The sequence below is a fragment of the Pseudotabrizicola formosa genome (genome assembly GCF_002900965.1).
Lineage (GTDB): Bacteria > Pseudomonadota > Alphaproteobacteria > Rhodobacterales > Rhodobacteraceae > Pseudotabrizicola > Pseudotabrizicola formosa.
Genome location: NZ_PJOM01000001.1, coordinates 639,933 through 662,362 on the forward strand (window position 1 = coordinate 639,933; position 22,430 = coordinate 662,362).

Annotated in this window: 22 protein-coding genes and 1 riboswitch; of the genes, 17 read left to right on the top strand and 5 right to left on the bottom strand. The window is 64.2% G+C overall.

From position 1 onward, the window contains the following. Window positions 1-3 precede the first annotated feature (3 nt). From CXR43_RS03250 to CXR43_RS17825, 3 genes are read left to right on the top strand one after another with little or no spacing between them, the layout of a single operon-like run. Window positions 4-1,428 (top strand): TRAP transporter large permease, encoded by a 1,425-nt coding sequence (locus CXR43_RS03250; RefSeq protein ID WP_103332574.1) that lies wholly within the window; start codon window positions 4-6, stop codon window positions 1,426-1,428. Then, the gene (locus CXR43_RS03255; protein ID WP_103332575.1) at window positions 1,412-2,779 is read left to right on the top strand and encodes an amidase; all 1,368 of its coding nucleotides are present in this window, start codon (window positions 1,412-1,414) and stop codon (window positions 2,777-2,779) included. The genes CXR43_RS03250 and CXR43_RS03255 overlap by 17 nt, the downstream gene beginning before the upstream one ends. Continuing rightward, on the top strand, window positions 2,776-2,934 hold the full coding sequence (locus CXR43_RS17825) for a hypothetical protein (protein ID WP_168219727.1): 159 nt from the start codon (window positions 2,776-2,778) through the stop codon (window positions 2,932-2,934). Before CXR43_RS03255 ends, CXR43_RS17825 begins: the two co-directional genes overlap by 4 nt. A gap of 70 nt (window positions 2,935-3,004) precedes the next feature. Here the strand turns inward: CXR43_RS17825 and CXR43_RS03260 are convergent, their stop codons facing one another. Genes CXR43_RS03260 through CXR43_RS03270 form a run of 3 tightly spaced genes read right to left on the bottom strand, consistent with a single transcriptional unit; the run spans window position 3,005 to window position 5,612 of the window. Continuing rightward, window positions 3,005-3,769 carry an ABC transporter permease gene (locus tag CXR43_RS03260; protein ID WP_103332576.1) on the bottom strand — a complete coding sequence of 255 codons (765 nt, stop codon included), beginning with the start codon at window positions 3,767-3,769 and terminating at the stop codon, window positions 3,005-3,007. Next, on the bottom strand, window positions 3,769-4,557 hold the full coding sequence (locus CXR43_RS03265) for an ABC transporter ATP-binding protein (protein WP_103332577.1): 789 nt from the start codon (window positions 4,555-4,557) through the stop codon (window positions 3,769-3,771). The genes CXR43_RS03260 and CXR43_RS03265 overlap by 1 nt, the downstream gene beginning before the upstream one ends. 38 nt (window positions 4,558-4,595) lie before the next feature. Then, window positions 4,596-5,612 (bottom strand): ABC transporter substrate-binding protein, encoded by a 1,017-nt coding sequence (locus CXR43_RS03270; RefSeq protein WP_103332578.1) that lies wholly within the window; start codon window positions 5,610-5,612, stop codon window positions 4,596-4,598. 299 nt (window positions 5,613-5,911) lie between these two features. On the opposite strand from CXR43_RS03270, the gene CXR43_RS03275 reads away from it, so the two are divergent. Both CXR43_RS03275 and CXR43_RS03280 read left to right on the top strand, forming a co-directional pair. Beyond that, window positions 5,912-6,457 carry a sigma-70 family RNA polymerase sigma factor gene (locus CXR43_RS03275; protein WP_103332579.1) on the top strand — a complete coding sequence of 182 codons (546 nt, stop codon included), beginning with the start codon at window positions 5,912-5,914 and terminating at the stop codon, window positions 6,455-6,457. Then, on the top strand, window positions 6,454-7,080 hold the full coding sequence (locus tag CXR43_RS03280; protein ID WP_103332580.1) for an NrsF family protein: 627 nt from the start codon (window positions 6,454-6,456) through the stop codon (window positions 7,078-7,080). The genes CXR43_RS03275 and CXR43_RS03280 overlap by 4 nt, the downstream gene beginning before the upstream one ends. A 9-nt stretch (window positions 7,081-7,089) precedes the next feature. On the opposite strand, the gene CXR43_RS03285 is transcribed toward CXR43_RS03280, so the two are convergent. Beyond that, entirely contained in the window at window positions 7,090-7,998 is a 909-nt protein-coding gene (locus tag CXR43_RS03285) for a sugar kinase (RefSeq protein ID WP_103332581.1), read from the bottom strand. A gap of 136 nt (window positions 7,999-8,134) precedes the next feature. On the opposite strand from CXR43_RS03285, the gene CXR43_RS03290 reads away from it, so the two are divergent. The 7 genes from CXR43_RS03290 to CXR43_RS03320 all read left to right on the top strand — a co-directional run bounded on the left by CXR43_RS03290 (window position 8,135) and on the right by CXR43_RS03320 (window position 14,926). Continuing rightward, entirely contained in the window at window positions 8,135-9,145 is a 1,011-nt protein-coding gene (locus CXR43_RS03290) for a GlxA family transcriptional regulator (protein WP_246831260.1), read from the top strand. A 161-nt stretch (window positions 9,146-9,306) separates the two neighbouring features. Next, on the top strand, window positions 9,307-10,380 hold the full coding sequence (locus tag CXR43_RS03295; RefSeq protein ID WP_103332583.1) for a Hint domain-containing protein: 1,074 nt from the start codon (window positions 9,307-9,309) through the stop codon (window positions 10,378-10,380). A gap of 242 nt (window positions 10,381-10,622) precedes the next feature. Beyond that, window positions 10,623-11,243 carry a 30S ribosomal protein S4 gene (rpsD, locus tag CXR43_RS03300; RefSeq protein ID WP_103332584.1) on the top strand — a complete coding sequence of 207 codons (621 nt, stop codon included), beginning with the start codon at window positions 10,623-10,625 and terminating at the stop codon, window positions 11,241-11,243. Between the two features lie 135 nt (window positions 11,244-11,378). Next, window positions 11,379-11,915, top strand: coding sequence for a TIGR00645 family protein (locus tag CXR43_RS03305; protein ID WP_103332801.1), 537 nt, complete (start codon window positions 11,379-11,381; stop codon window positions 11,913-11,915). Window positions 11,916-12,003: 88 nt separating this feature from the next. After that, window positions 12,004-13,089 carry a histidinol-phosphate transaminase gene (gene hisC / locus CXR43_RS03310; protein ID WP_103332802.1) on the top strand — a complete coding sequence of 362 codons (1,086 nt, stop codon included), beginning with the start codon at window positions 12,004-12,006 and terminating at the stop codon, window positions 13,087-13,089. Continuing rightward, a complete protein-coding gene (locus tag CXR43_RS03315) occupies window positions 13,086-14,021 on the top strand; it encodes a prephenate/arogenate dehydrogenase family protein (protein WP_103332585.1) in 936 nt (311 codons plus the stop codon). Before hisC ends, CXR43_RS03315 begins: the two co-directional genes overlap by 4 nt. Beyond that, window positions 14,021-14,926, top strand: a complete 906-nt coding sequence (locus CXR43_RS03320) for an extensin-like domain-containing protein (RefSeq protein WP_103332586.1) — start codon at window positions 14,021-14,023, stop codon at window positions 14,924-14,926. Before CXR43_RS03315 ends, CXR43_RS03320 begins: the two co-directional genes overlap by 1 nt. Window positions 14,927-14,932: 6 nt before the next feature. Here CXR43_RS03320 and CXR43_RS03325 read toward each other — a convergent pair whose 3' ends face one another. Continuing rightward, complete coding sequence (locus CXR43_RS03325; protein ID WP_168219728.1) at window positions 14,933-15,913, bottom strand: DUF2125 domain-containing protein; 981 nt, start codon at window positions 15,911-15,913, stop codon at window positions 14,933-14,935. A 76-nt stretch (window positions 15,914-15,989) separates the two neighbouring features. Between CXR43_RS03325 and CXR43_RS03330 the strand changes: the two genes are divergently transcribed. From CXR43_RS03330 to gcvT, 5 genes are all read left to right on the top strand, one after another. Continuing rightward, window positions 15,990-16,514, top strand: coding sequence for a gamma-glutamylcyclotransferase (locus tag CXR43_RS03330; protein ID WP_168219741.1), 525 nt, complete (start codon window positions 15,990-15,992; stop codon window positions 16,512-16,514). A 194-nt stretch (window positions 16,515-16,708) separates the two neighbouring features. Further along, on the top strand, window positions 16,709-17,818 hold the full coding sequence (locus CXR43_RS03335; protein WP_246831261.1) for a biopolymer transporter ExbB: 1,110 nt from the start codon (window positions 16,709-16,711) through the stop codon (window positions 17,816-17,818). Between the two features lie 3 nt (window positions 17,819-17,821). Next, window positions 17,822-19,435 carry a peptidoglycan -binding protein gene (locus CXR43_RS03340; protein WP_103332589.1) on the top strand — a complete coding sequence of 538 codons (1,614 nt, stop codon included), beginning with the start codon at window positions 17,822-17,824 and terminating at the stop codon, window positions 19,433-19,435. A gap of 103 nt (window positions 19,436-19,538) precedes the next feature. Continuing rightward, complete coding sequence (locus CXR43_RS03345) at window positions 19,539-20,921, top strand: MATE family efflux transporter (RefSeq protein ID WP_103332590.1); 1,383 nt, start codon at window positions 19,539-19,541, stop codon at window positions 20,919-20,921. An 85-nt stretch (window positions 20,922-21,006) separates the two neighbouring features. Beyond that, a riboswitch (glycine riboswitch) is annotated at window positions 21,007-21,112 on the top strand. Between the two features lie 174 nt (window positions 21,113-21,286). Beyond that, complete coding sequence (gcvT, locus tag CXR43_RS03350) at window positions 21,287-22,423, top strand: glycine cleavage system aminomethyltransferase GcvT (protein WP_103332591.1); 1,137 nt, start codon at window positions 21,287-21,289, stop codon at window positions 22,421-22,423. The last annotated feature ends 7 nt before the right edge of the window (window positions 22,424-22,430 follow it).

Sequence of the window (22,430 nt, forward strand, 5' to 3'; positions counted from 1 at the left end):
AACGTGACCGACCCGCAAATCGCCCTTATGATGCTGGGCATCTTTATTGCCTTTGTCTTCCTGGGCTTCCCGATTGCCTTTACGCTGATGGCGCTTGGCATTGCCTTTGGCTATTATGCTTATTTCGACCCCAGCCGCATGTGGCGCGGCTACAACCGGCTGACCGAGGATGCCAGCTGGTGGGACAGCACCAGCCTGTGGATCGAGGGGTTTTACAACAACCGGATCTTCGACCTGTTCGTGAACCAGACTTATACGGTGATCTCGAACGAGGTGCTGACCGCGATCCCGCTGTTCCTGTTCATGGGCTATATCGTGGAGCGCGCCAATATCGTTGACAAGCTGTTCGGCACGCTGGCGATTGCCACGCGCAACATTCCCGGCTCGATGGGCGTGGCGGCGCTTCTGACCTGTGCGCTGTTTGCCACCGCGACCGGGATTGTGGGTGCGGTTGTCACGCTGATGGGGTTGCTGGCGCTGCCGCAGATGCTGAAGGCCCGCTATGACCACTCCTTTGCCACCGGCATCATCTGCGCAGGGGGCACGCTGGGCATTCTGATCCCGCCATCGATCATGCTGATCGTCTATGCCGCGTCTTCGGGCGTTTCGATTGTGCGGCTGTATGCGGGGGCCCTGCTGCCGGGCTTTACGCTGGTGGGGCTGTATCTGGTCTACATCGTCGTGCGGTCGATCCTGAACCCGAAGCTGGCCCCAAAGCCGACCAAGGAAGAAATGCCCGAAGTGCCGTGGAGCAAGCTGTTCGTCATGCTGATGACCAGTTTCTTCCCGCTGGCATTCCTGATCTTTGCGGTTCTGGGGTCCATCCTTTTTGGTCTGGCCACCCCGACCGAAGCCGCCTCGATCGGCGCGCTCGGCGGCATGTTGCTGGCAGTTGCCTACCGCGCCATGACCTTCCAGCGCCTGCGGGAAAGTGTTTATCTGACGGTGCGGACGACGGCGATGGTGTGTTGGCTGTTCGTCGGCTCTTATACCTTCTCGGCGGTGTTCAGCTATCTGGGCGGCGAGCATGTGATTGCTGAATTCGTTCAGAGTTTCGATCTGACGCCGTTCCAGTTCCTGATCATGGCGCAGGTGATCATCTTCCTGCTGGGCTGGCCGCTGGAATGGTCGGAGATCATCATCATCTTCGTGCCGATCTTCCTGCCGCTGTTGCCGATCTTCGGAATTGATCCGCTGTTCTTTGGCGTGCTGGTGGCGTTGAACCTGCAGACATCCTTCCTCACGCCGCCCATGGCGATGAGTGCGTATTATCTGAAAGGGATTGCGCCGCCGCAGATCATGCTGACCGAGATCTTCAAGGGCGTGCTGCCGTATTGCGGCATGGTGATCCTCTGCATGGCGTTGATGTACACCTTCCCGCAGATCGTGTTCAGCCTGCCGGAGGCGTTCTATGGCCCGGGACGATAGGCGCAGCGATGTGACGGGGCTGGGGGCGGTCGTATTGCGCGACCGTCTGGCGTCTGGTGCTCTGCGCGCGGTCGAGGTGGTGGAGGGCTATCTTGCCCGCATCGCCGAGGTCGAGCCGCAGGTGCAGGCCTGGGCCTGGCTGGAGGGGGCGCATGCGCTGGAACAGGCGCGCAGCCTGGATGCGCGGCGGCTGGCGGGGCGGCCGATCGGCCCGCTGCACGGGGTGCCGGTGGCGTTGAAGGACATCATCGACACCAAGGGCATTCCCACCGCCAACGGTCTGGCGGTGGATGCCGGTCGGGTGCCTGCCGATGATGCGTGGATCGTGGCGCGGCTGCGGGCGGCCGGGGCGATCATCCTTGGCAAGACGGTGACGACCGAAGGGGCCTATATGCACCCCGGCAAGACCCGCAACCCGCACAACCCCGCCCATACACCTGGCGGGTCATCGCAAGGGTCGGCGGCGGCGGTGGCGGCGGGCATGGTGCCGCTGGCCATCGGGACGCAGACCGGCGGATCGGTGATCCGGCCCGCAGCCTATTGCGGGGTGGTGGGGGTGAAACCCACATTCGGGATGATCCCGCGTACCGGTATTCTGCCGCAATCGCCGTTTCTGGATACGGTGGGGGTCTTTGCCCGCAACGTCGAGGATGCGGCGCTGCTGATCGAGGTGCTGACCGGGTATGATCCGGCGGACAGCGCGACGGAACCGGTGCCGGTGCCGCGCATGCTGGATGTGACCATGGCCAAGGTGCCGGTCACGCCGATGTTTGCCTTTCTGCGCCCGCCGGGCTGGGACGAGGCCGATCCGCAGATGCGGGCGGCGGTCGAGGAAGTGGCGGCCCTGTTGGGGGAACAGTGCTTTGAGGCCGATCTGCCGGGATTGGGCGAGGTGGCGGCGGTGCGCCAGCGGATCAATTTTGCCGAGATGGCCAAGTGCTATTACGGCATCGAACGGCGCGGCCGCGACCAGATGTCGGATGTGCTGAAAGCTGCGATGGATGAGGGCAAGGCGGTTCTGGCGCGCGATTATCTGGCGGCGCTGGACTGGCGGGTGCTGCTGAACGCCGCGCTTGACCCGCTGTTTGAGCGTTGCGATGCCATCTTGTGTCCCGCGGCCCCCGGCCCGGCCCCTGAGGGGCTGGACTATACCGGTTCAGCGATCTTTAACGGGCTGTGGACGCTGGCGGGCGTTCCGGCGGTGACCGTGCCGCTGTTCTGGTCTGACAGCGGCCTGCCCATGGGCTTGCAACTGATCGGACGGCGCGGCGATGATGCGCGCCTGCTGCGCACGGCACGCTGGCTGATGGCGCATGTGGAAACCCAGACAGAAGGAGGCGGGAGCCAATGAACAACATAATGGCGCTGTTCGCGTTTGTGGTCTTGCTCGGGTTTCTGGGCATTCTGCTCTGGCATGTGCCGCGTCTGGATCTGATCGGCGTGGTGGGCGTGACGGTGGTTTTGGCCGGCTGGGATCTGATCAGCAGTCTGCGCAAGCGCGGATAGCAATTGCCTGTGTGCCGTGACCGCTGCGCAATGGCAGCGGTCACGGCGCAACGTTTTGGCAGATTTCAGGTCAGCTTTGCGGGCGCTCTGCCCAGCCGGCAAAGATGCGTTCCAGCACCAGAACGGCGTAATAGAGCAGGATACCAAGGGCGGCGAGCGCGATCAGAACCGCGAACATCAGCGGGTAATCGCCATTGGTTTCGCCCGATTTGAACAGCGCCCCCAGGCCACGGCCATGCGGGGCCACGATTTCCACCAGATTGGTGCCGATAAAGGCCAGCGTGACCGATACTTTCAGCGCGCCAAAGAATTCGGGCAGGGTTTTTGGCAAGGCAATCTTGCGGAAGATGGTGAAGCGCGACGCGCCCAGGCTGCGCAGGATGTCACGGTATTCCGGCTCCAGCGTTGACAACCCGATGCCGACCGACACGGCAATCGGGAAAAAGCTGATCAGGAAGGCCATCAGCACGGTGTTGAAATCATGCTGGCCAATGAAGATCAGGCTGATCACCGGCACCAGCGTTGCCTTCGGAATGGCGTTGAAGCCCACCAGCAGCGGATAAAGCCCGTCGCGGGCGATGCGCGAAAAGCCCATGATCATGCCGATCAGGGTGCCGAACAGCACCGCCAAACCAAGCCCCAACACGGTGCGCCACAGGGTCTGCCAGCCCATTTCCAGAAACAGCCAGCGAAACTTCCAGAAGGCCGGTGGCAGGTCTGACGGCGAGGCCATCTTGTAATTGGGCCAGTCATTGACCCAGACCAGAGCCTCCCATGCCACCAGGAACAGGACCACGGCCAGAACGGGTGTGGCGATTTTCTGCAGTGTTTCCATCAGTGCGCGTCCCCGTCACGGCCTTGTGCAATGCGGATCTGGTCGCGCAGGGTGTGCAGCATCTCTTGCGCCTTTGGCTGATAGAGGATGTCGAGCGTGCGGTCGGCGGGCAGGTCCACGGGCAGCACCATCTGGGTGCGCGCCGGGCGCCCCGACAGCACGAACACCTGATCGCCCAGAAACACGCTTTCGCGCAGATCATGGGTGATCAGCACGCAGGTGAAGGGTTCGGCCGCGCGCAGGTCACGCATGGTTTGCCACAGATCTTCGCGGGTGAAATTGTCCAACGCGCCAAAGGGTTCGTCCATGATCAGCACATCGGGCTTGTGCACGATGGCGCGGCACAGGCTGGCGCGTTGGCGCATGCCGCCCGACAATTCGCTGGGGCGTTTGGCTTCAAACCCCTTGAGGCCGACCATCTCCAGCAAGTGCATGGCGCGCGATTCGCGGTCTTTTTGCTGCATGCGGGGGGCGACGATTTCCAGGGGCAGGATCACGTTTTCCAGGATGCTGCGCCATTCCAGCAGCACCGGATTCTGGAACGCCATGCCCACAGTCTTGCGCGGGCTGGTCACACGCTCGCCATGCAGCCAGACCTCGCCCCGGTCGGGCTTCATTAGCCCGGCCACCAGCCGGGTGAGGGTGGACTTGCCGCAGCCGGACGGGCCGACGACGGCGGCAAATTCGCCTTCGGGCACGGCGATGTTGAGGTTGTCCAGCACCGGCAACGGGCCGGATTTGGTGCGATAGGCGTGGGTGACGCCCTTGATGTCGATGAGGTTTGCCATGGGATAGGCCGCCCGGGTCTGCCCCGGGCGGCAGAGCCTTATTGCATCGTCAGGCTGCCATCGGTGGGCAGATAGGTTGGGGTAAAATACAGCGCGGCGTCAGGCGTGTTGGTGAAGGTATACACAGATTTCGTCTGTTCAATTGCCTTGTCCATCCGGGCGGCGTCGATGTTGCCCAGGCCGTTCTCCATGACCCAGTCGGTCATCACATTGTCGCGGATCGACAGGGCCAGACGCTCGCCCTCAAGGGTTGCATCGGCGGCGGGGTTACGGCTGATCAGGCTGGCGATGGCGGCGTCCGGGTCGGCCACGGTCTCTTTCCAACCCTTGGCCACGGCGCGCAGAAAGCCGGTGACAGCTTCGGGGTTCGCGGCCGCAAAATCGGTGTTCACAATCACCGCATTGCCATAAAGCGCCACGCCGTGATCCGCCATCAGGATGACCGAGATGTCCTCTTCGGGCACGCCAAGGCGTTTGACGTTCAGGCTGGAGGTGAAGCTGAACCCGGTGACAGCCGCGACCTTGCCTTCGGCCAGCATCGGTTCGCGCACCGGAAAGCCAACAGGTTCCACGGTGACCGTTGCCATGTCGATGCCGTTTTCGGCGGCAAAGATCGGAAACTGCGCCCAGGCCCCATCCGGCGGCGGCGCGCCCAGCACCTTGCCCGCGATGTCACTTGGCGCTGAGATGCCCAGGGACTTGCGGCCCACCATGGCAAAGGGCGGCTTGTCATAGATCATCATCACCGCCGTCACCGGGGCGCCGGGGTTCTGATCGAGGAACTTCATCAGGCTGTTGATATCGGCAAAGCCGACCGGATAGGCCCCTGTGGCCACCTTCGGGATCGCGTCAAGCGAGCCTGCGCCTTCGGTGATCTCTACCGTCAGCCCTTCGGCTGCAAAATGGCCTTTGTCGAGCGCAACGAAATAGGGGGCAGCAGGGCCCTCAAACTTCCAGTCCAACGCAAAGGGCATGGCGGTTTCGGCGGATGCGGCGGACCCGATCAGCAGAGCAGTCGCAAGACCTGTGGCAAAACGGGCGGCGTGGTGGAACATCTCTCACTCCCATATTGGTTTTGTGTCAGGGTGACAAAGCCTGTGGCCGAGTCCATGCACCCAGATGGCTTTGTGCCAAATGGCCATATGTTTGCCTGATTTTCCACCACAAACATGGGCGAACGCCCATTTTTAAAGCGACTTGCTGGACGCAGCCTGCCACGGGCGGCTTGCTGGGTGTGCTGTGGGGCATGAGTTGAGTGTTTCGCCGACCGCACAATCGTGTAGCCTGCGCCGAAGCAACCGGGTCTGACTGCGGTGTAACAAATCGACAGCCTGCCACGTAATGGACAGCAGTGATGACGCAAAAGACAGATGACTGGGGTCTGCTGCTGACGGCTGCGCTGGATGGCGACAGCCGGGCCTATGCACATTTTCTGCGCGCTGTGACCCCTGTGTTGCGCGGGGTGGTGCGGGCGCGGGGCGCGGCCCTGGGCGAGGCGGGGTGCGAGGATGTGCTGCAAGAGGTGCTGCTGGCGCTGCATCTGAAACGGCACACCTGGCAGGTTGGCACGCCGGTGCGCCCCTGGCTCTATGCCATCACGCGTTACAAAGTGGTGGATGCGTTCCGGGCGCGGGGGCGACGGATCGATCTGCCGATCGAGGATTTTGCCGATGTCCTGCCCGCAGAAGCCGGGGCGGACCCGACGCAGCGGGCGGATATCGACAAGATGATCGGCATGCTGGACCCGCGCGCGGCGCGGCTGGTGCGGCAGGTGGGGGTAGAGGGTGATTCAATGGCAGAGGCCGGAGCAAAGCTGGACATGTCCGAGGGCGCGGTGCGGGTGGCACTGCACCGGGCGTTCAAGCAGCTGGCGGTCCTGCGGAAAAGGCATGTGGAATGAAGACGGATGATCTGATCCGGGCCATGGCGGGCGATACCGTTGTCGGCCCTGCACCGCAAATGCGGCTGGTCTGGCTGCTGCCTGCGCTGGCGCTTGGGGGTGTCGCGCTGTGGAGCCGGCTGGGCTTGCGGGACGATCTGGCACTGGCCCTGCAAGACCCGGTATCGGCCATGCGGATCGTGCTTGCCCTTGCGCTCGGGGGCGGGGCGCTGTGGGCCGTGGTCCGGCTGGCGCGGCCCGGAGCCGTTGTGCGCCTGTGGCCCTTGGGGCTGGTGGCGCTGGTCGCGATTGGCCTGTGGCTTTGGGCCTTTGCGTTGATGCCAGCAGAGGGGCGGCAGATGGCGATTGTCGGCAAGACCATGGTGGGCTGCCTGACCACGATCCCGCTGCTGGCGGTGCTGCCGACGGGGATCGTGCTGGCGACGTTGCGGCAAGGCGCGCCTGTGCGGCCAGTGCTGGCCGGGGCGGTGGCGGGGCTGGCCGGAGGCGGGCTGGCGGCGGCCGTCTACGCGCTGCATTGCACAGAAGACAGCCCGCTGTTTTACGTCACCTGGTACGGCACGGCGATTTTGGCAGTGTCGGCGGTGTCGGCGCTGGTCGCGGGGCGGCTGCTGCGCTGGTAACGGCAGAGGTCAGGCAAAAAGTGCGGGCACCAATGCGCCGCGCGACTGAATGACCTGCGCCGCCAAAGCCATCGCCGCCTGCGCGGCCTGATCCTCGGTCTGGCCCATGGCCAGATGCGCCAGGAACGCCCCGGCAAAGCTGTCGCCCGCCGCCGTGGTATCGACAATCTGCGCCACCGGTGTCGCGGCATGCTGGCGGGTGCCATGACCAGCAGACCACAGGGTCACCGGGCCGCCGCCATCCTTGACCACCACCCTCGTGGCCCCGGCGGCGCTGTAGCGGGCAATGGTGTCGGCGGCGGTGGCATCGCCCCACAGCCCGGTTTCCTCGTCAAACGATGGCAGGACGATATCGGCGACCGAGGCCCCCAGCATCACGCCCGCCCGCATCGCATCTGCCCCGTCCCACAGACGCGGGCGAAGGTTGGTGTCGAAGGAAATCAGGCTGCCCGCCGCCCTTGCGCGGCGCAGCGCATCGCAAAACGCAATACGGTGATCCGGTGACAGGATCGCAAGGGTGATGGCCGAGACATGGATGATGTCGCGCCCTTGCAGGGTGGCATCCAGCCAATCCGGGTCAGCGGCCAGCATCTTTGCCGCGGATTGCCCGCGCCAATAGGAAAAACTGCGCTCGCCATCCCGCAGGCTGATCATGTACAGGCCCACGGTCCGGTCAGGCAAACGGCGCAGGGCGGTGGTCTCGACGCCTTGGCTTGCCATGAACGCCGCCATTTCATCCGACACCGCATCGGTCCCGATACAGGACCCGTAAGCCACCGACCAACCCTCTGGCAAAAGACGCCGTGCATACCAGGCGGTGTTGAACGTATCGCCCGCAAAGCCGCGCGTGTAATCGCCGCTGGCGGTAGGCGACAGCTCGACCATACATTCGCCAACGCAGAGCAGCGATTTCGACATGGGACAGGCTCCTGATCTTTTTGGCGTGACCGTAGCCGAGCGGGGCAGGGGCCGCAACCGGGCCTGGCAACCGCCTCTCGTGGTCTCTGGCGCGATCCTTGTGTTGGTGGCACAACAACGGCAGAGGGACCTGCCGATGACCGACGATGCAAAACGATTTATCGCCAAAGGGGTGGCGCATGTGGATCTGCCCGCGGTGGCCGGCCCGGTGTCGGTCAGCTTTGTCTTGCTGCCGAAATTCACCATGCTGGCCTTTGCCTCGGCCATCGAACCGCTGCGCATTGCCAACCAGTTGACCGGGCAGGCTCTGTTCCGCTGGCAGACCCTGTCGGTGGACGGGCAGCCGGTGGCCTGTTCAAATGGGGTGCCAGTCATGATCGATGGACCGTTCGGGGCCGTGCAGCCCGAAGGCGTGGTGCTGGTCTGTTCGGGAGTGGAGCCGGAGCACCAGACATCTGCAGCCCTGGCCGACTGGCTGCGCGGGCTATGGCGACGGGGGCGCGTGGTGGGGGGGCTGTGCACCGGGGCCTATGCGCTGGCGCGGGCAGGTATTCTCAAGGGGCGGCGGTTCACCCTGCATTGGGAAAACCTGACCGGCTTTGCCGAAAGCTTTCCCGATCTGGCGGCCGCGCGGCAGGTGTTCTGCATCGACGACCGGATTGTGACCTGCGCGGGGGGCGTGGCGGCCGCCGACCTGATGCTGGAGATCATCCACGACCGGTTCGGCATCGCGCTGAGCCAGGAAGTGATGAACATGTGCCTGCTGACCCAGCGCCGACGCGAGGCGGATGAGCAGACCACCTCGCTGGCCGCCCGGCTGGGCACCCGGCATGAAAAGCTGATCGAGGCGGTGGCGTTTTTGGAGGCGCGGATCGAAGAGCCGTTTGATCTGGATGCCTGCGCCGCGCAACTGAAGCTGTCACGCAGGCAGATCGAGCGGCTGTTCAGCCGCTATATGGGGGTGACCCCGGTACGCTATATGAATGACCTGCGGCTGCAACATGGCCGTGCCTTGCTGGCCGAAACCGATATGAGCGTGACCGAGGTGGCGATTGCCTGCGGTTACGCCAGCAGTTCGCATTTTTCCAAGTCTTTCCGGGTGAAATACGGGATTTCTCCCTACCGATTCTCGCATTTCGGCAAGTAGCAGCCAGATTGCTTGTGTCTTTCGGGACATGATACGCAATTCCTGCCCGACTGTTGCGTTCCCGCCATAGCCAGACGCGCGCCGGCTTGTTAACGTTTGTTAATAAAAAGTGTTAGCGTTCCGATAATCAAAAACACGAGCAGACGAAAATAGGGACAGGCATGGGAACGGGCTCCAGAGGCACGTTCGTAATCTCCTGGTCACAGACAGAAATTGACGGCCTGGGCACCGCCCCGCTGGACAGTCTTGCCGTTGGCGCTTCGTGGCGCTGGTCGGGCAAGCCTGTTTGTGTGGATGGTCAGGGCGGAACACTTCTGCTGGAGGGGGCCGAGGGGAGTGCGGACATTCGCAGGCGGGCGGCGAAAATGGTGCGACGCCTGATCGGGGTCGCCGTGACAGGCGATCCGATCGGCACCGAGGCTGCGGCAGAGGATGGCGAGGACACGCCCGATCAGGGCTTCATCGTGACAGACGGCCATCACAGCTGGTCGGTGACGGTGCTGCCGGTGCCGGATACCGGTGCGCGGCTGTTGATGTTCGTCGGCGACCTGCCACCGCCGGAGCAAGATCTGTGGGTGGTTCGGACCGCGATCGACCGCACCCAATCGGGCGCGGGGGCAAAGGCGGCAGGCGGGGTGATCTGCTTCACGCCGGACACCCGCATTGCCACGCCGGGGGGTTTGCGCCTGATTCAGGATCTGCGCCCCGGTGACCGCATCCTGACCAAGGACAATGGTCCGCAGGACATTCTGTGGACCGGACGCCGCCGGATGAGCGGGGCGCGGCTTTATGCCATGCCGCATCTGCGGCCGGTGAGGTTCCGTTCGGGCGCGTTGGGGCAGGACCGGCCTGACGGGGATCTGGTTGTCTCCCCGCAACACCGGATGGTCCTGAACGGTCCGGCGGCGCGCGCGCTGTTCAACACAGATGAGGTGCTGGTCAAGGCCGAAGACCTGCTGAACGACACCACGATTTGCGTCGATCATGCGCTGCGCGAGGTGACTTATATTCACATCCTGCTCAACCGGCACAATATTGTCTGGGCCAACGGGATGGAAACCGAAAGCTTTCACCCATCAAACACCGCGCTGGACACCATTGACCCTGATCAGCGCTGCGCGCTGATGGCGGCGCTCCCCGAGATCCTGGGCAACCCGGCCAGTTACGGCGACTATGCCCGGCGCAACCTGTCGTCATCAGAGGTGGCGATCCTGCGGCATGACACGGCGGCCTAGGGGCCTGCGCCAGCAATGCAAGCGGGCTGTCTGCCCTGTGTCGTTGCCCCTGCGCCAAAGGTATTTGGAACAGATGCGGGAGCGGGAGTTGACACCCGGGTTTTGCCGCGTATAAGCGCGCTCTGTCCCGGTGGCCATCCTCCGGGGCTTTTCATTGGTGTTGGTGGACCCCGCAAGGGGATGCCTGTCGGGCCGAAAGGCACAAGGACAACGCCCTTCATAATTAACGAAGGAGATCAGCCGTGACCAAACGCACGTCTGCCAAGTACAAAATTGATCGCCGCATGGGCGAGAATATCTGGGGCCGCGCCAAATCGCCGGTCAACAAGCGTGAATATGGCCCGGGCCAGCACGGTCAGCGCCGCAAGAACAAACTGTCGGATTTCGGCACCCAGCTGCGCGCCAAGCAAAAGCTGAAGGGCTACTACGGCGATCTGACCGAAAAGCAGTTCCGCAAGATCTATGGCGAGGCAGAGCGCGTGCGTGGCGACACCGGCGAGATGCTGATCGGTCTGCTGGAGCGCCGTCTGGATGCGGTGGTCTACCGCGCCAAGCTGGTGCCGACGATCTTTGCTGCCCGCCAGTTCGTGAACCACGGCCATGTGCAGGTGAACGGCGTGCGCGTCAACATCGCCTCCTACCGTGTGAAAGAGGGCGATGTGATCTCGGTCCGCGAAAAGTCGCGTCAGCTGGCGATCATCCTGGAAGCCGTGCAGTCGTCCGAGCGTGACGTTCCAGACTATCTGGAAGTCGACCATAACAAAATGGTGGTGACCTTCGTGCGCACCCCGGGTCTGGGCGATGTGCCATATCCGGTCGTGATGGAACCGAACCTGGTCGTCGAATACTACGCCAAGAACTGATCTGCCGCACCGATGGTGCCAGACCAGACAAAGGGCCGCCCGATTGGGCGGCCCTTTTGCTTTTGCTGCGGGCGGGGCTTTGCGCGGCGCAGGCTCTGCGATATCCAAGCGGACGAGTCGGAACGAGGGAACGCAATGCTACGCAAGACGGTGGAACGGCGTTTCGAGGCCGGCTTGTTTGCCAGCCGCTGGCTGATGGCCCCGATGTATCTGGGGCTGGTGGTCAGCCTTGGGATGCTGACGGTCGTGTTTGTGCGCGATCTGGTCTATTATGTGCCGCAGATCCTGACCATGTCGGCCGAAGAGGTCATCCTTGTCTCGCTGACCCTGATCGACCTGACGCTGGCGGCCAACCTGCTGCTGATCGTCATGTTTTCAGGCTATGAGAACTTTGTGTCGAAGTTTGATTTCGATGTGGGGCAGGACCGCCCCGACTGGATGGGCAAGGTCGATTTTGGCGGGCTGAAGATGAAGCTGGTGGCCAGCATCGTGGCAATTTCGGGCATCCATCTGCTGAAACGGTTCATGGAAATCGGGGAATCAGTGGCGGATGCCAAGTTTGGTGAGACCGAATTGTTCTGGCTGGTGGTGATCCATTTGACCTTCGTCGTCTCGGGCGTCTTGCTCGCGGTGATGGACTGGTTGCAGGTGCGGGCCTACGGGAACAAATAGAGACAGTTGGTGTCGCCCTGCGTCCCATAATCGCACTGGTCTAACCGCGCCTTGCCCGCTAGAACCGCCGGGTGAGTTGGAGGCCACCATGCACGACACCATTCGACCGCAGCCCGGCATTCTGGATATTGCGCTTTACGAAGGCGGCAAGGCGCATCTTCCGGGCATGTCCAATGCGCTGAAGCTGTCGTCCAATGAAAACCCCTTTGGTCCTGGTGACCGGGCGAAAGAGGTGTTCGGCAAGACCGTGCACACGCTGCACCGCTATCCGGGCACCGATCACGCTGCCCTGCGGCAGGCGATCGGCGATGTGCACGGGCTGGACCCCGACCGCATTATCTGCGGCGTGGGCTCGGATGAGATCATCACCTTCCTGTGCCAGGCCTATGCCGGGCCCAAGGATGAGGTGGTGTTTACCGAGCACGGTTTCCTCATGTACCGCATTTCGGCACTGTCGGTGGGCGCGACCCCCGTGGAAGTGCCCGAGCGCGAGCGGATGGCCGATGTCGACGCCATTCTGCGCGCCTGCACCAAGCGCACAAAGCTGGTGTTCATTGCCAACCCCAACAATCCGACCGGTACAATGATCTCTCCCGCCGAGATGGAGCGGCTGGCGGCCGGTCTGCCGCCGCAGGCCATATTGGTGATTGACGGCGCCTATGCCGAATATGTCGAAGGCTATGATGGCGGTGCCGGTCTGGCGACGGGCCGCGAGAATGTGTTCATGACGCGGACCTTTTCCAAGATCTACGGACTTGGGGGGCTGCGCATCGGCTGGGGTTATGGGCCTAAGCATATCATTGATGTTCTGAACCGCATCCGCGGGCCGTTCAACCTGTCGACCACCCAGCTGGAGGTGGCCGAGGCGGCGGTGCGCGATCAGGATTGGGTCAACAAATGCCGCGCCGAGAATGCGCGGATGCGGCACTGGCTGGCCGAGGCTTTGGCCGAGGTGGGTGTGCCCTCCGATACCAGCATGGCAAATTTCGTGCTGGCCCGTTTTGCCAGCGTCGAAGAGGCCGAGGCCTGCGATACGTTCCTGCAGACACAGGGGCTGATCGTGCGGCGGGTGGCCAGCTACAAGCTGCCGCAGTGCTTGCGCATCACCGTCGGCGATGAAGCGGGCTGCCGCCGGATCGCGCATGCGGTGGGGCAGTTCAAGGGGCTGAAATGACGGTGCAATACAACCGTGTCGCGCTGATCGGGCTGGGGTTGATCGCATCCTCCATGGCGCATGCGATGCGGCAGTACGGGCTGGCAAACCAGATTGTGGGCCATGCCAAATCGGCGCAGAGCCGCGAGATTGCGGTACAGATCGGCTTGTGCGACGCAGTTTATCCCACGGCAGCCGAGGCGGTGCAGGGGGCAGATCTGGTTGTGCTCTGTGTGCCGGTCGGTGTGATGGGCGAGATCGCCGCCGAGATCGGGCCGCATCTGGCCCCGGGGGTGACCGTCACCGATGTAGGGTCGGTCAAGGGCGCGGTCGTCGAAGCAGTGGCCCCGCATATGCCGCAGGGCGTGCATTTCATTCCCGGCCATCCGATTGCAGGCACCGAACATTCCGGGCCGCGGTCGGGCTTTGCCACGCTGTTCCAGAACCGCTGGTGGCTGCTGACCCCGCTGGACGGGGCAGACCGCGCTGCGGTCGCGCGGTTGCGGCAAATGTGCGAAGGCATGGGGGCCAATGTCGATGAGATGGACGTGGCGCACCATGATCTGGTGCTGGCCGTAACCAGCCACACGCCGCACCTGATTGCCTATACCATGGTCGGCGTGGCCGAGCACATGCGGCGGGTGTCGAATTCGGAAGTCATCAAGTATTCGGCGGGGGGCTTCCGCGATCTGACGCGGATTGCGGCCAGCGATCCGGTGATGTGGCGCGATGTGTTCCTGACCAACAAGGATGCGGTGCTGGATATTCTGGGCCGCTTCACCGAAGAGCTGTTTACCCTGCAGCGCGCCATCCGCATGGGCGATGGTGAGCATCTTCATGCCTATTTCACCCGCACCCGCGCCATCAGGCGTGGCATTATCGAAGCGGGACAGGATACTGCGGCACCGGATTTCGGGCGGGTTCCGCAAGGCGGAGAAAAGGGCAAGGGGTGATGCGGCAGGCGGTGATGGCGGCGCTGATGGCTTTGGTCGCGACAAGCGTGGCCTTTGCCGATGCGCCCCGCACCTCGCTGCGTCCTATGCCCAAGCCCGGAATGGTGGCGGTGGCCGATGTGCAGACGGTCGGGGTGACGGCACAAGCCGCGGCACGTCCGGCTCTGGCGCGGTCGTTGCGGCCAATGGCGCGGCCTGCAACGCTTGCCATGGCGGTTCCTGTTGCAACCGTTGCGGCGGTTGTGCCTTCGGACATGGCCACTGTCCCTGCGCTACCGTCGGAACGCAAAGGTCTGTTTGGTCTTTTGCGCCCGTCAAAGCGGCCCGATGGGCTGGGACGCCAGCAACAGGTCTCGGCCAAAGTCGCACCGCTGGCACCGGGCAAGCAGGGCGTCGTGTCAGTCAAGGGTGCTGTTTGTGGTGACCCGTCGATCCGGGGGGAGGCACTGGCCCCGATCACCTCACGCGTGCAGGGTTGCGGGATCGCTGACCCGGTTCGGATCACCAGCGTGGCGGGCGTCCGGCTGAGCCAGGCGGCGACGGTGGATTGTGACACCGCGCGTGCCCTCAAGACCTGGATCGAGCGGGGCGTCGAACCGGCCTATGGCAAGGGCCGCGTCGTGCAGTTGCAGGTGGCGGGACACTACGTCTGCCGCACCCGCAATCACCGCGCCGGGGCCAAGGTCAGCGAACATGGCAAGGGCCGGGCGATCGACATTTCCGGCTTTACCTTTTCGAACGGCAAGACCCAGCCGGTGCTGCGCAACTTTGACCGCAAGATGCGCAAAGCCCACAAGGCGGCCTGCGGGATTTTCACCACAACGCTCGGGCCCGGATCGGACGGGATGCACGAAGACCATCTGCATTTCGACACGGCGCGGCGCGGCAGCACCTACTGTCGCTAGGCCGGTTCAGTCCAGCCGGGGCGCGGGCCCAAGCGGCAGCGGGCCCAGCCGTATTTGCCCATCTTGAAAGATCAGTGGCATTTCCAGCACATCCGGGTCGCCGGAACTGCCTGCAACCGCCTGCATCATATTGGCCATCGTTGGTGCGAAGTCCGGCGTGATCAGCCCCATGCTGGTGGCCAGCACCACCAGATTGCGCCAGCCGGTGGCGCGCAGCGCGATCCGACCCTCGGGCAGACCATTGATCACCTGCAGATCGCCCTTGGCCGATAGCGACAGATCTCCCCATGTCAGCACAGCCTCGCGCAGCGACAGCGCGGTCAGGTCGGGTCGCGACCCGGCAGCAAAACGGTCGAGCGGGGCGGAGAGGGTGGCGGTCGCATCAACCCGCACAAAGCTGATCTGCGGCGGCAGATCGGGCATGCGGGCCGAGAGCACCGGGTCTGGCGACAGGCCCAGCACCTCCAGCCCAATGTCATAGCCGTTGGTCTGGCTGGGATTGCTGCGTGTGGCAAAGCGCAGCGTATCGGCCGCCAGCACCCAGCCAAGGCTGGACGAGGCGCGGAGGGCGTCGCCCACAAAGGTGGTGCGGTCCAGTGTCAGGGCAGAGTTGGGCGAGACCACGATGCTGGCCTGCAGTTTTTGCGATTGCAGGGTGATGTCTTCCGCCGGGGTACGGATCATCTGTTCTGGCGCGAAGGCCGCGATCACATGCCAGGGGCGGTAGCTGAGCGAAAACACCTGTACAAACGGGGCCTCCCAGCGGATTTCACTGCGCTGGTCTGTCACGCGCGGGTCTGTCACCGTCAGATCAAACCGGTTCGGAAAGCCCGCCACGCGGTACCCCGTTTGCGCCAATGTCAGTCCGTTGCCGGGGGCGGCCTCTACAAACGCCTCGAACCCGCGTTCGACGGTGGATTTGCCGACAAACCAATAGCCTGACCACAGTATGACCAGAAGGCTTGCGATCCAAAGCAATGCGCGCATCATCGGCCCTTTTCTTTCATCCCTTGCTGATGTTTAGAGGCAGCAAGCAAGGAGGGCCAGTCACTTGACAGAGACGATGTGGGTCTTTGGCTATGGATCGCTGATCTGGAACCCGGAATTTCCGGTGGCCGAAGCGCGCATCGCCCGGGTGCAGGGCTGGCGTCGGTCATTCTGCATGCGGTCGATCCATCATCGCGGCAGTGAGGCCGATCCCGGGCTGGTTCTGGCACTGGACGCTGCCGCAGGGCATCATTGCGACGGCGTCACCTTCCGGGTCACCCCTGGGGCCGAAGCGGACACGCTGGCCCTGTTGCGCGACCGCGAGCTGATATCGTCGGCCTATCTGGAAACGCAGGTGCAGGCAGACTGGCCCGAGGGCGGCGGCTGCACGGCGCTGGTCTATGTCATCGACCCGGACCACTGGCAATATTGCGGCGGCATCGCACTGGAAGAACAGGCGCAGATCATCGCCCGTGCCGCGGGCGGGCGCGGGCTGAACCGCGATTACCTATGGTTTACCACAGCGCATCTGGCAGAGCTTGGGATTTCCGACCGCGAGTTGGAATGGCTGGCGGGCCGGGTGCGGGCGCTGACAGGTTAACGATACCCTAAAAACACGGAGAATTTCTTTGGCACCAAGGCTTTCGTGGCGTAACCTATGCGTATAGGGCAGAACAAACGGGCGGGCAGCGTCTGATGCAACAGACCAGAACCGGGGACCAGACCGGAGATCGCCGCCCTGTGCGAGAGCGCAGGGTCGCGACATTTACACAGCCAATTCAGCAGATTGTGACCATGCTGGTGATCATCGGTCTGGTGGCTGCTGGGGCATGGCTGATTCATGGTCAGGTCGCCGAGGTGTTCCGGTCAAACCTTTGGCTGAACGGGTTTATCGCCTTTGTCTTTGTGCTGGGTGTGTTCACCTGCTTCTGGCAGGTCCTGATCCTGATCCAGTCGGTCAGCTGGATCGAGGATTTCGTCGGTGACGGCCCCGCAGCCGAGACCCATCGGGCGCCGCGTCTGTTGGCCCCGCTGGCCTCTTTGCTGCGCACGCGCGGGCAGCAGATGCAGATCTCCTCTTCCAGCTCGCGGTCGATCCTCGAGTCGGTGGCCACCCGCATCGACGAAGCGCGCGATATCACGCGTTATCTCAGCAACCTTCTGATTTTCCTGGGTCTTCTGGGAACGTTTTACGGTCTGGCAACCTCGGTGCCCGCGATTGTGGAGACCATCCGCTCGCTGTCGCCCCAGCCGGGCGAGGATGGCTCCGCCGTCTTTGCCAAGCTGATGACCGGGCTCGAAGCGCAGCTTGGCGGCATGGGCACGGCGTTTTCCTCTTCGTTGCTGGGGTTGGCCGGATCTTTGGTGGTGGGGCTGCTGGAACTTTTTGCGGGCCATGGCCAGAACCGGTTTTACCGCGAGCTGGAAGAGTGGCTGTCGTCGATCACCCGTCTGGGTTACTCCAGCGGCGAGGCCGAGGGTGATGCCGATGGCGGCGCGGTCGCCATGGTGCTGGATCAGATGGTCAGCCAGTTGGAAGGCTTGCAAGGTCTTCAGGCGCAATCCGATGCCGGCCGCGATGCCTTTGACCAGCGCCTGGCTGACCTGTCGCTTGCCATCGGGGCGCTGACGCAGCGGATGCAGGAAGAGGCGGGTCAGACAGCCGTTCTGCAGCGCATTGCCGACGGGCAACAGCAGCTGATCGCGGCGCTGACCGGGCCCGACAGCAGCGCACAGGTCGATGCCGAATCCCGGATGCGGCTGCGGTCCATCGATGTGCAGATGCTGCGCATTCTGGAGGAAATTTCGGCGGGGCGTCAGGAAAGTGTGGCGGATCTGCGCGGCGAGCTTTCGGCCCTGACGGCGGCGGTCCGGCAGTTGTCGCGCACGGGTGTGGGGCGGTAAGCCATGGGCCTGTCGCGGCGGCGGGACGCGTCGATCATCTGGCCGGGCTTTGTTGATGCCGTCACCACTCTGGTGATGGTGCTGATGTTCGTCCTGACGATTTTCACCGTCATGCAATCGGTGCTGCAGGAAACCATCAGCACGCAGGATGGCGAGCTGAATTCCCTGACCGACCAGATCGCGGCCCTGGCCGATGCCTTGGGGTTGGAGCGCGACCGTGTCGGTGACTTGCAGGCCGAGGTCGGCACTCTGCGGTCAGACCTTGCCGCAAGCGAGGCCGAAGGCGCGCGGCAGGCGGCGCTTGTGGCCGGGCTGACCGGACGGTTGGCGACGGCTGAGGCCGATCTGCAATCGGCGCAGGCGCGCGTGGCAAGTTTCGAAGCGCAGGCTGCGACCCTGCTGGCCGAACGCGATGCGGCGCGCGGGCAAGTGGCTGATCTGACGGTCAGTAACGAGGAACTCGAGGCCGCGCGCGCCGCCATGCTAACCGAACGCGACGCGCTGCAACTGGCCTTGGCGCGGGCGCGGGAAGAGGTTGATGCAGAGGCCGAAGCGGCACGCCTTGCCGCTGCCCAGCGTGAGGCACTGGAAGCGCTGGTCGCCGATCTGCGGTCCAAGGCGGCCGAGGATGCGGCGGCACTGACAGCCGCGCAGACCGCCGTTTCCGAGGCCGAAGCCGCGCGGCTGGTGGATGCCGCCGCGCTGGAGGCCTTGCGGGCGCGGATGGCAGGGTCGGATGAGGCGATGGCCGCGATGACTTTGGCGCTGGAGGAACAGCGCAAGCGGGCCGAGGACACCTTGTTGCTGCTAGCCGCCGCGCAGACCAAGGCGGCGCAGGCCGCGCAGACCGTGGATCAGCGCGCGGCTGCCCTGGCGGCGGCAGAACGGGCGCTGAGCGAGGAGCAGGCAAAGACACTTGCCGAAGCGCAGCGCGTGGCCTTGCTGAACGAACAGCTTGCGGCCCTGCGGGGGCAGCTGGGCAGCCTGCAGGCCGTGCTGAATGAAGCGCAGGAAAAGGATGCCGCCGCGCAGGTGCAGCTTGACGCTTTGGGGACACAACTGAATGCAGCCTTGGCGCAGGTGGCCTCTGAACAGCGTCGCCGCGCCGCGTTGGAAGAGGCGGAACGCCTGCGTCTGGAGGCGGAGAATGCCGATCTGGAACGCTTCCGCAGCGAGTTCTTCGGGCAGCTCAGCCGCCTCTTGGCCGGGCGTGAAGGCGTGCGCGTGGTCGGTGACCGGTTTGTGTTTTCCAGCGAGGTGCTGTTTCAGGCCGGTGCCGCCGATCTGGCCCCTGAAGGCCGGGCGCAGATTGCCGGGGTGGTCGAGATCCTCAACGAGGTGCGGGCCGATATTCCCGATGGGATCGACTGGATCGTCCGCGTCGATGGCCATACGGACAACGTGCCGCTGTCAGGCTTGGGCGCGTTTGCCGACAATTGGGAATTGAGCCAGGCGCGCGCCCTGTCGGTCGTGCGTTTCATGCAGGACAATCTGGGCTTCCCGCCGGACAGGCTTGCCGCAACCGGGTTCGGAGAGTACCGACCGGTAGAATTGGGCGATACCGAATCCGCGCGGCAGCAGAACCGGCGGATCGAACTGAAGCTGACAGAGCGCTAGGCGCAGGTGCTCGGCCGGTTGGGCCTGTGGCATGCCCCCGGGGGCTTTGCCCCCGGACCCCCAGGATATTTAAGAACAGATAATGACCAAGAACGGTGCGGGAATGAGTGGGGATGGAGATGCGGCGGCCGGGACAGCAGGGGTGCCGCCACGGTTTCTGACCGGCAGCCTGATGCGGCATGTGGTGGTGATGTCGCTCACATCCTCCGTCGGGCTGATGGCGATTTTCAGCGTCGACCTGATCAACATCCTGTATATTTCGTGGCTGCAGGACCCCGTGGCCACGGCGGCGGTGGGCTATGCAGGGGCGGTGCTGTTCTTTACCACCAGCTTCGGCATCGGCCTGTCCATCGCGGTATCCGCCGTCGTCGCGCGGGCACTGGGGCAGCGGGATGCCATGCTGGCCCGGCGGCGGGCGACCAATGGGCTGCTGCTGGGTCTGGGACTGGGGGTTGGCTTCACGGCGCTTGTCTGGGCGCTCTTGGGGCCGATCGTGGGCTTGCTGGGGGCGACAGGGCCGACCGCCGAGGCGACGGTGCACTACCTGAGCCTGTCGATGCTGGGGCAGCCCTTCCTGATGCTGGGCATCACCGGAACCGGCGTGCTGCGCAGCCATGGCGATGCGCGGCGGGCGATGATGGTCACCGTCTGGGGCGCGGTCGTGCTGGCCATAGCCGACCCGATCCTGATCTTTGGCTTTGGCTGGGGCCTGTCGGGGGCGGCCTGGGCGGCCAACCTGTCGCGGCTGGTGATTGCGGGGATGGCGCTTTGGCTGTTGTGGCGGTGGCATGGCGGGTTTGCCCGGGTGACCGCGGCGGGACTGGCCGAAGACATCCGCGCGATGGCGGGCATTGCCGGATCGGCGGTGCTGACCCAGGTGGCGACCCCGGTCGGGCAGGCCTTTGTCACCCGGATGATCGCCCCTTATGGCGAGGCGGCGGTGGCAGGCATGGCGATCACGGGCCGGCTGACACCGGTGGCCCTGGGCGTGATCTTTGCCTTGGCCGGTGCCGTCGGGCCGATCGTCGGCCAGAATGCCGGGGCGGGACGGATGGACCGGGTGCGGCGCACCGTCTGGGACGCGGTCTTCTTCACGGCCGTGGTGATCAGTCTGGTCACGCTGGTGTTGTTTGTGCTGCGCGGTCCGATTGCCGATCTGTTCCAGGCGCAAGGTGTCACACGCGATCTGGTGTTCCTGTTCTGCGGACCGCTGTGTCTGTTGTTTTTCTTCAACGGGCTGCTGTTCCTCTCGAACGCCGCCTGCAACAATCTTGGCCGCCCGTTCCTGTCGACCCTGTTGAACTGGGGCCGCCACACGCTGGGCACCGTCCCTTTTGCGCTGTGGTTTGCGGGCCTCTGGGGCGCCGAGGGCGTGCTGATCGGGCAGGCCGCTGGTGGGGTGATCTTTGGCATCCTCTCGCTCTGGCTGGTGTTCCGGGTGATCGACCGGCAGAGCGATGCCAGCGGCGATGTGCACAGGGGCTAGGCGGCCTGTCGGTCGTTTTTGCGGCCCGACAGGTCGCTTCCGTTTTCCCCCTTGCCAGCGGGCGCGGGGCCGCGCTAGATCAGCCATGTCAGGATCGGGAGAATCCGGGTGCCGCGTGCAAGCACGGCCTCCGGTGCCGAAGGAGCAACCGCCCCGGTAAACTCTCAGGCGCAAGGGACCGTTTCTGGCACCGGAACTCTGGAGAGTGGCCAACCCTGCGATGGGTCGGCCCGCCGAAGGGATAACGATCTCAGGCGCCTGATCGTCGAAAGACAGGGCATGGACAGAGGGGGCATCGCAGGGCAGGGATCAGTCTGTCCGAACGGTGCCGGAGTCTGTCATCCGGCGGAAGATATGGGGGCGGAATGACCGACCTGAACACCTCTGACCTGAAACGGCTTGTCCTGCATGATCTGCATGTGTCCCTGGGCGGCAAGATGGTGCCCTTTGCGGGTTATGACATGCCGGTGCAATATCCTGCGGGCGTGATGACCGAACATCTGCACACCCGGTCCGCCGCCGGATTGTTCGATGTCAGCCACATGGGGCAGGTCATCCTGCGGCCCAAGGCGGATATGGCCGCGCTGGTTGCGGCATTCGAGGCGATGATGCCGGTGGATGTGGCGGGGTTGGCCGAAGGCCGCCAGCGCTATGGCCTGTTCACCACCGAGACCGGCGGCATTCTGGATGACCTGATGTTCGCCAATCGCGGCGACCATCTGTTTGTTGTGGTCAACGCCGCCTGCAAGGCAGCCGATGTTGCCCATATGCAGGCCCATCTGTCCGGTGTGGCAACGGTCGAGCCTGTCACCGACCGCGCCCTGCTGGCGCTGCAAGGGCCCTTGGCCGAAGCCGCGCTTGCCGCATGGGTGCCGGGTGTGGCCGAAATGCGTTTCATGGATGTGCGGGTGTTTGACAGTGCTTTTGGCCCGCTCTGGATCAGCAGGTCGGGTTACACCGGTGAGGACGGATTTGAAATCTCGGTGCCAGAGGCCGGGGCGAGGGATCTTGCCAGCGCGCTTCTGGGCACCGAAGGCGTGATGCCGATCGGCCTTGGCGCGCGTGACAGCCTGCGGCTGGAGGCGGGGCTGTGCCTTTATGGAAATGACATCGACACCACCACGACCCCGGTCGAGGCGGGGCTGACCTGGGCGATCCAGAAGGTGCGCCGCGCGGGGGGGGGCCGCTCTGGCGGCTTTCCGGGGGCAGAGCGAATCCTGCACCAGCTTGACCACGGGCCGGACCGCCTGCGCGTCGGCCTGTTGCCGCAGACCCGCGCCCCGATGCGCGAGGGCACGCGGCTCTTTGACCCCGACGGCACACCGCTGGGCGAGGTCACCTCGGGCGGCTTTGGCCCCTCGGTGCAGGCCCCCATTGCCATGGGCTATGTCGCGGCCAGCCACGCCACCCCAGGCACGGCGCTGGAAGGCGAGGTGCGCGGCAAGCGCATGGCCGTCACCGTAACCCCGCTTCCCTTTCACCCTACAACCTACAAACGCTGAGGCTTTG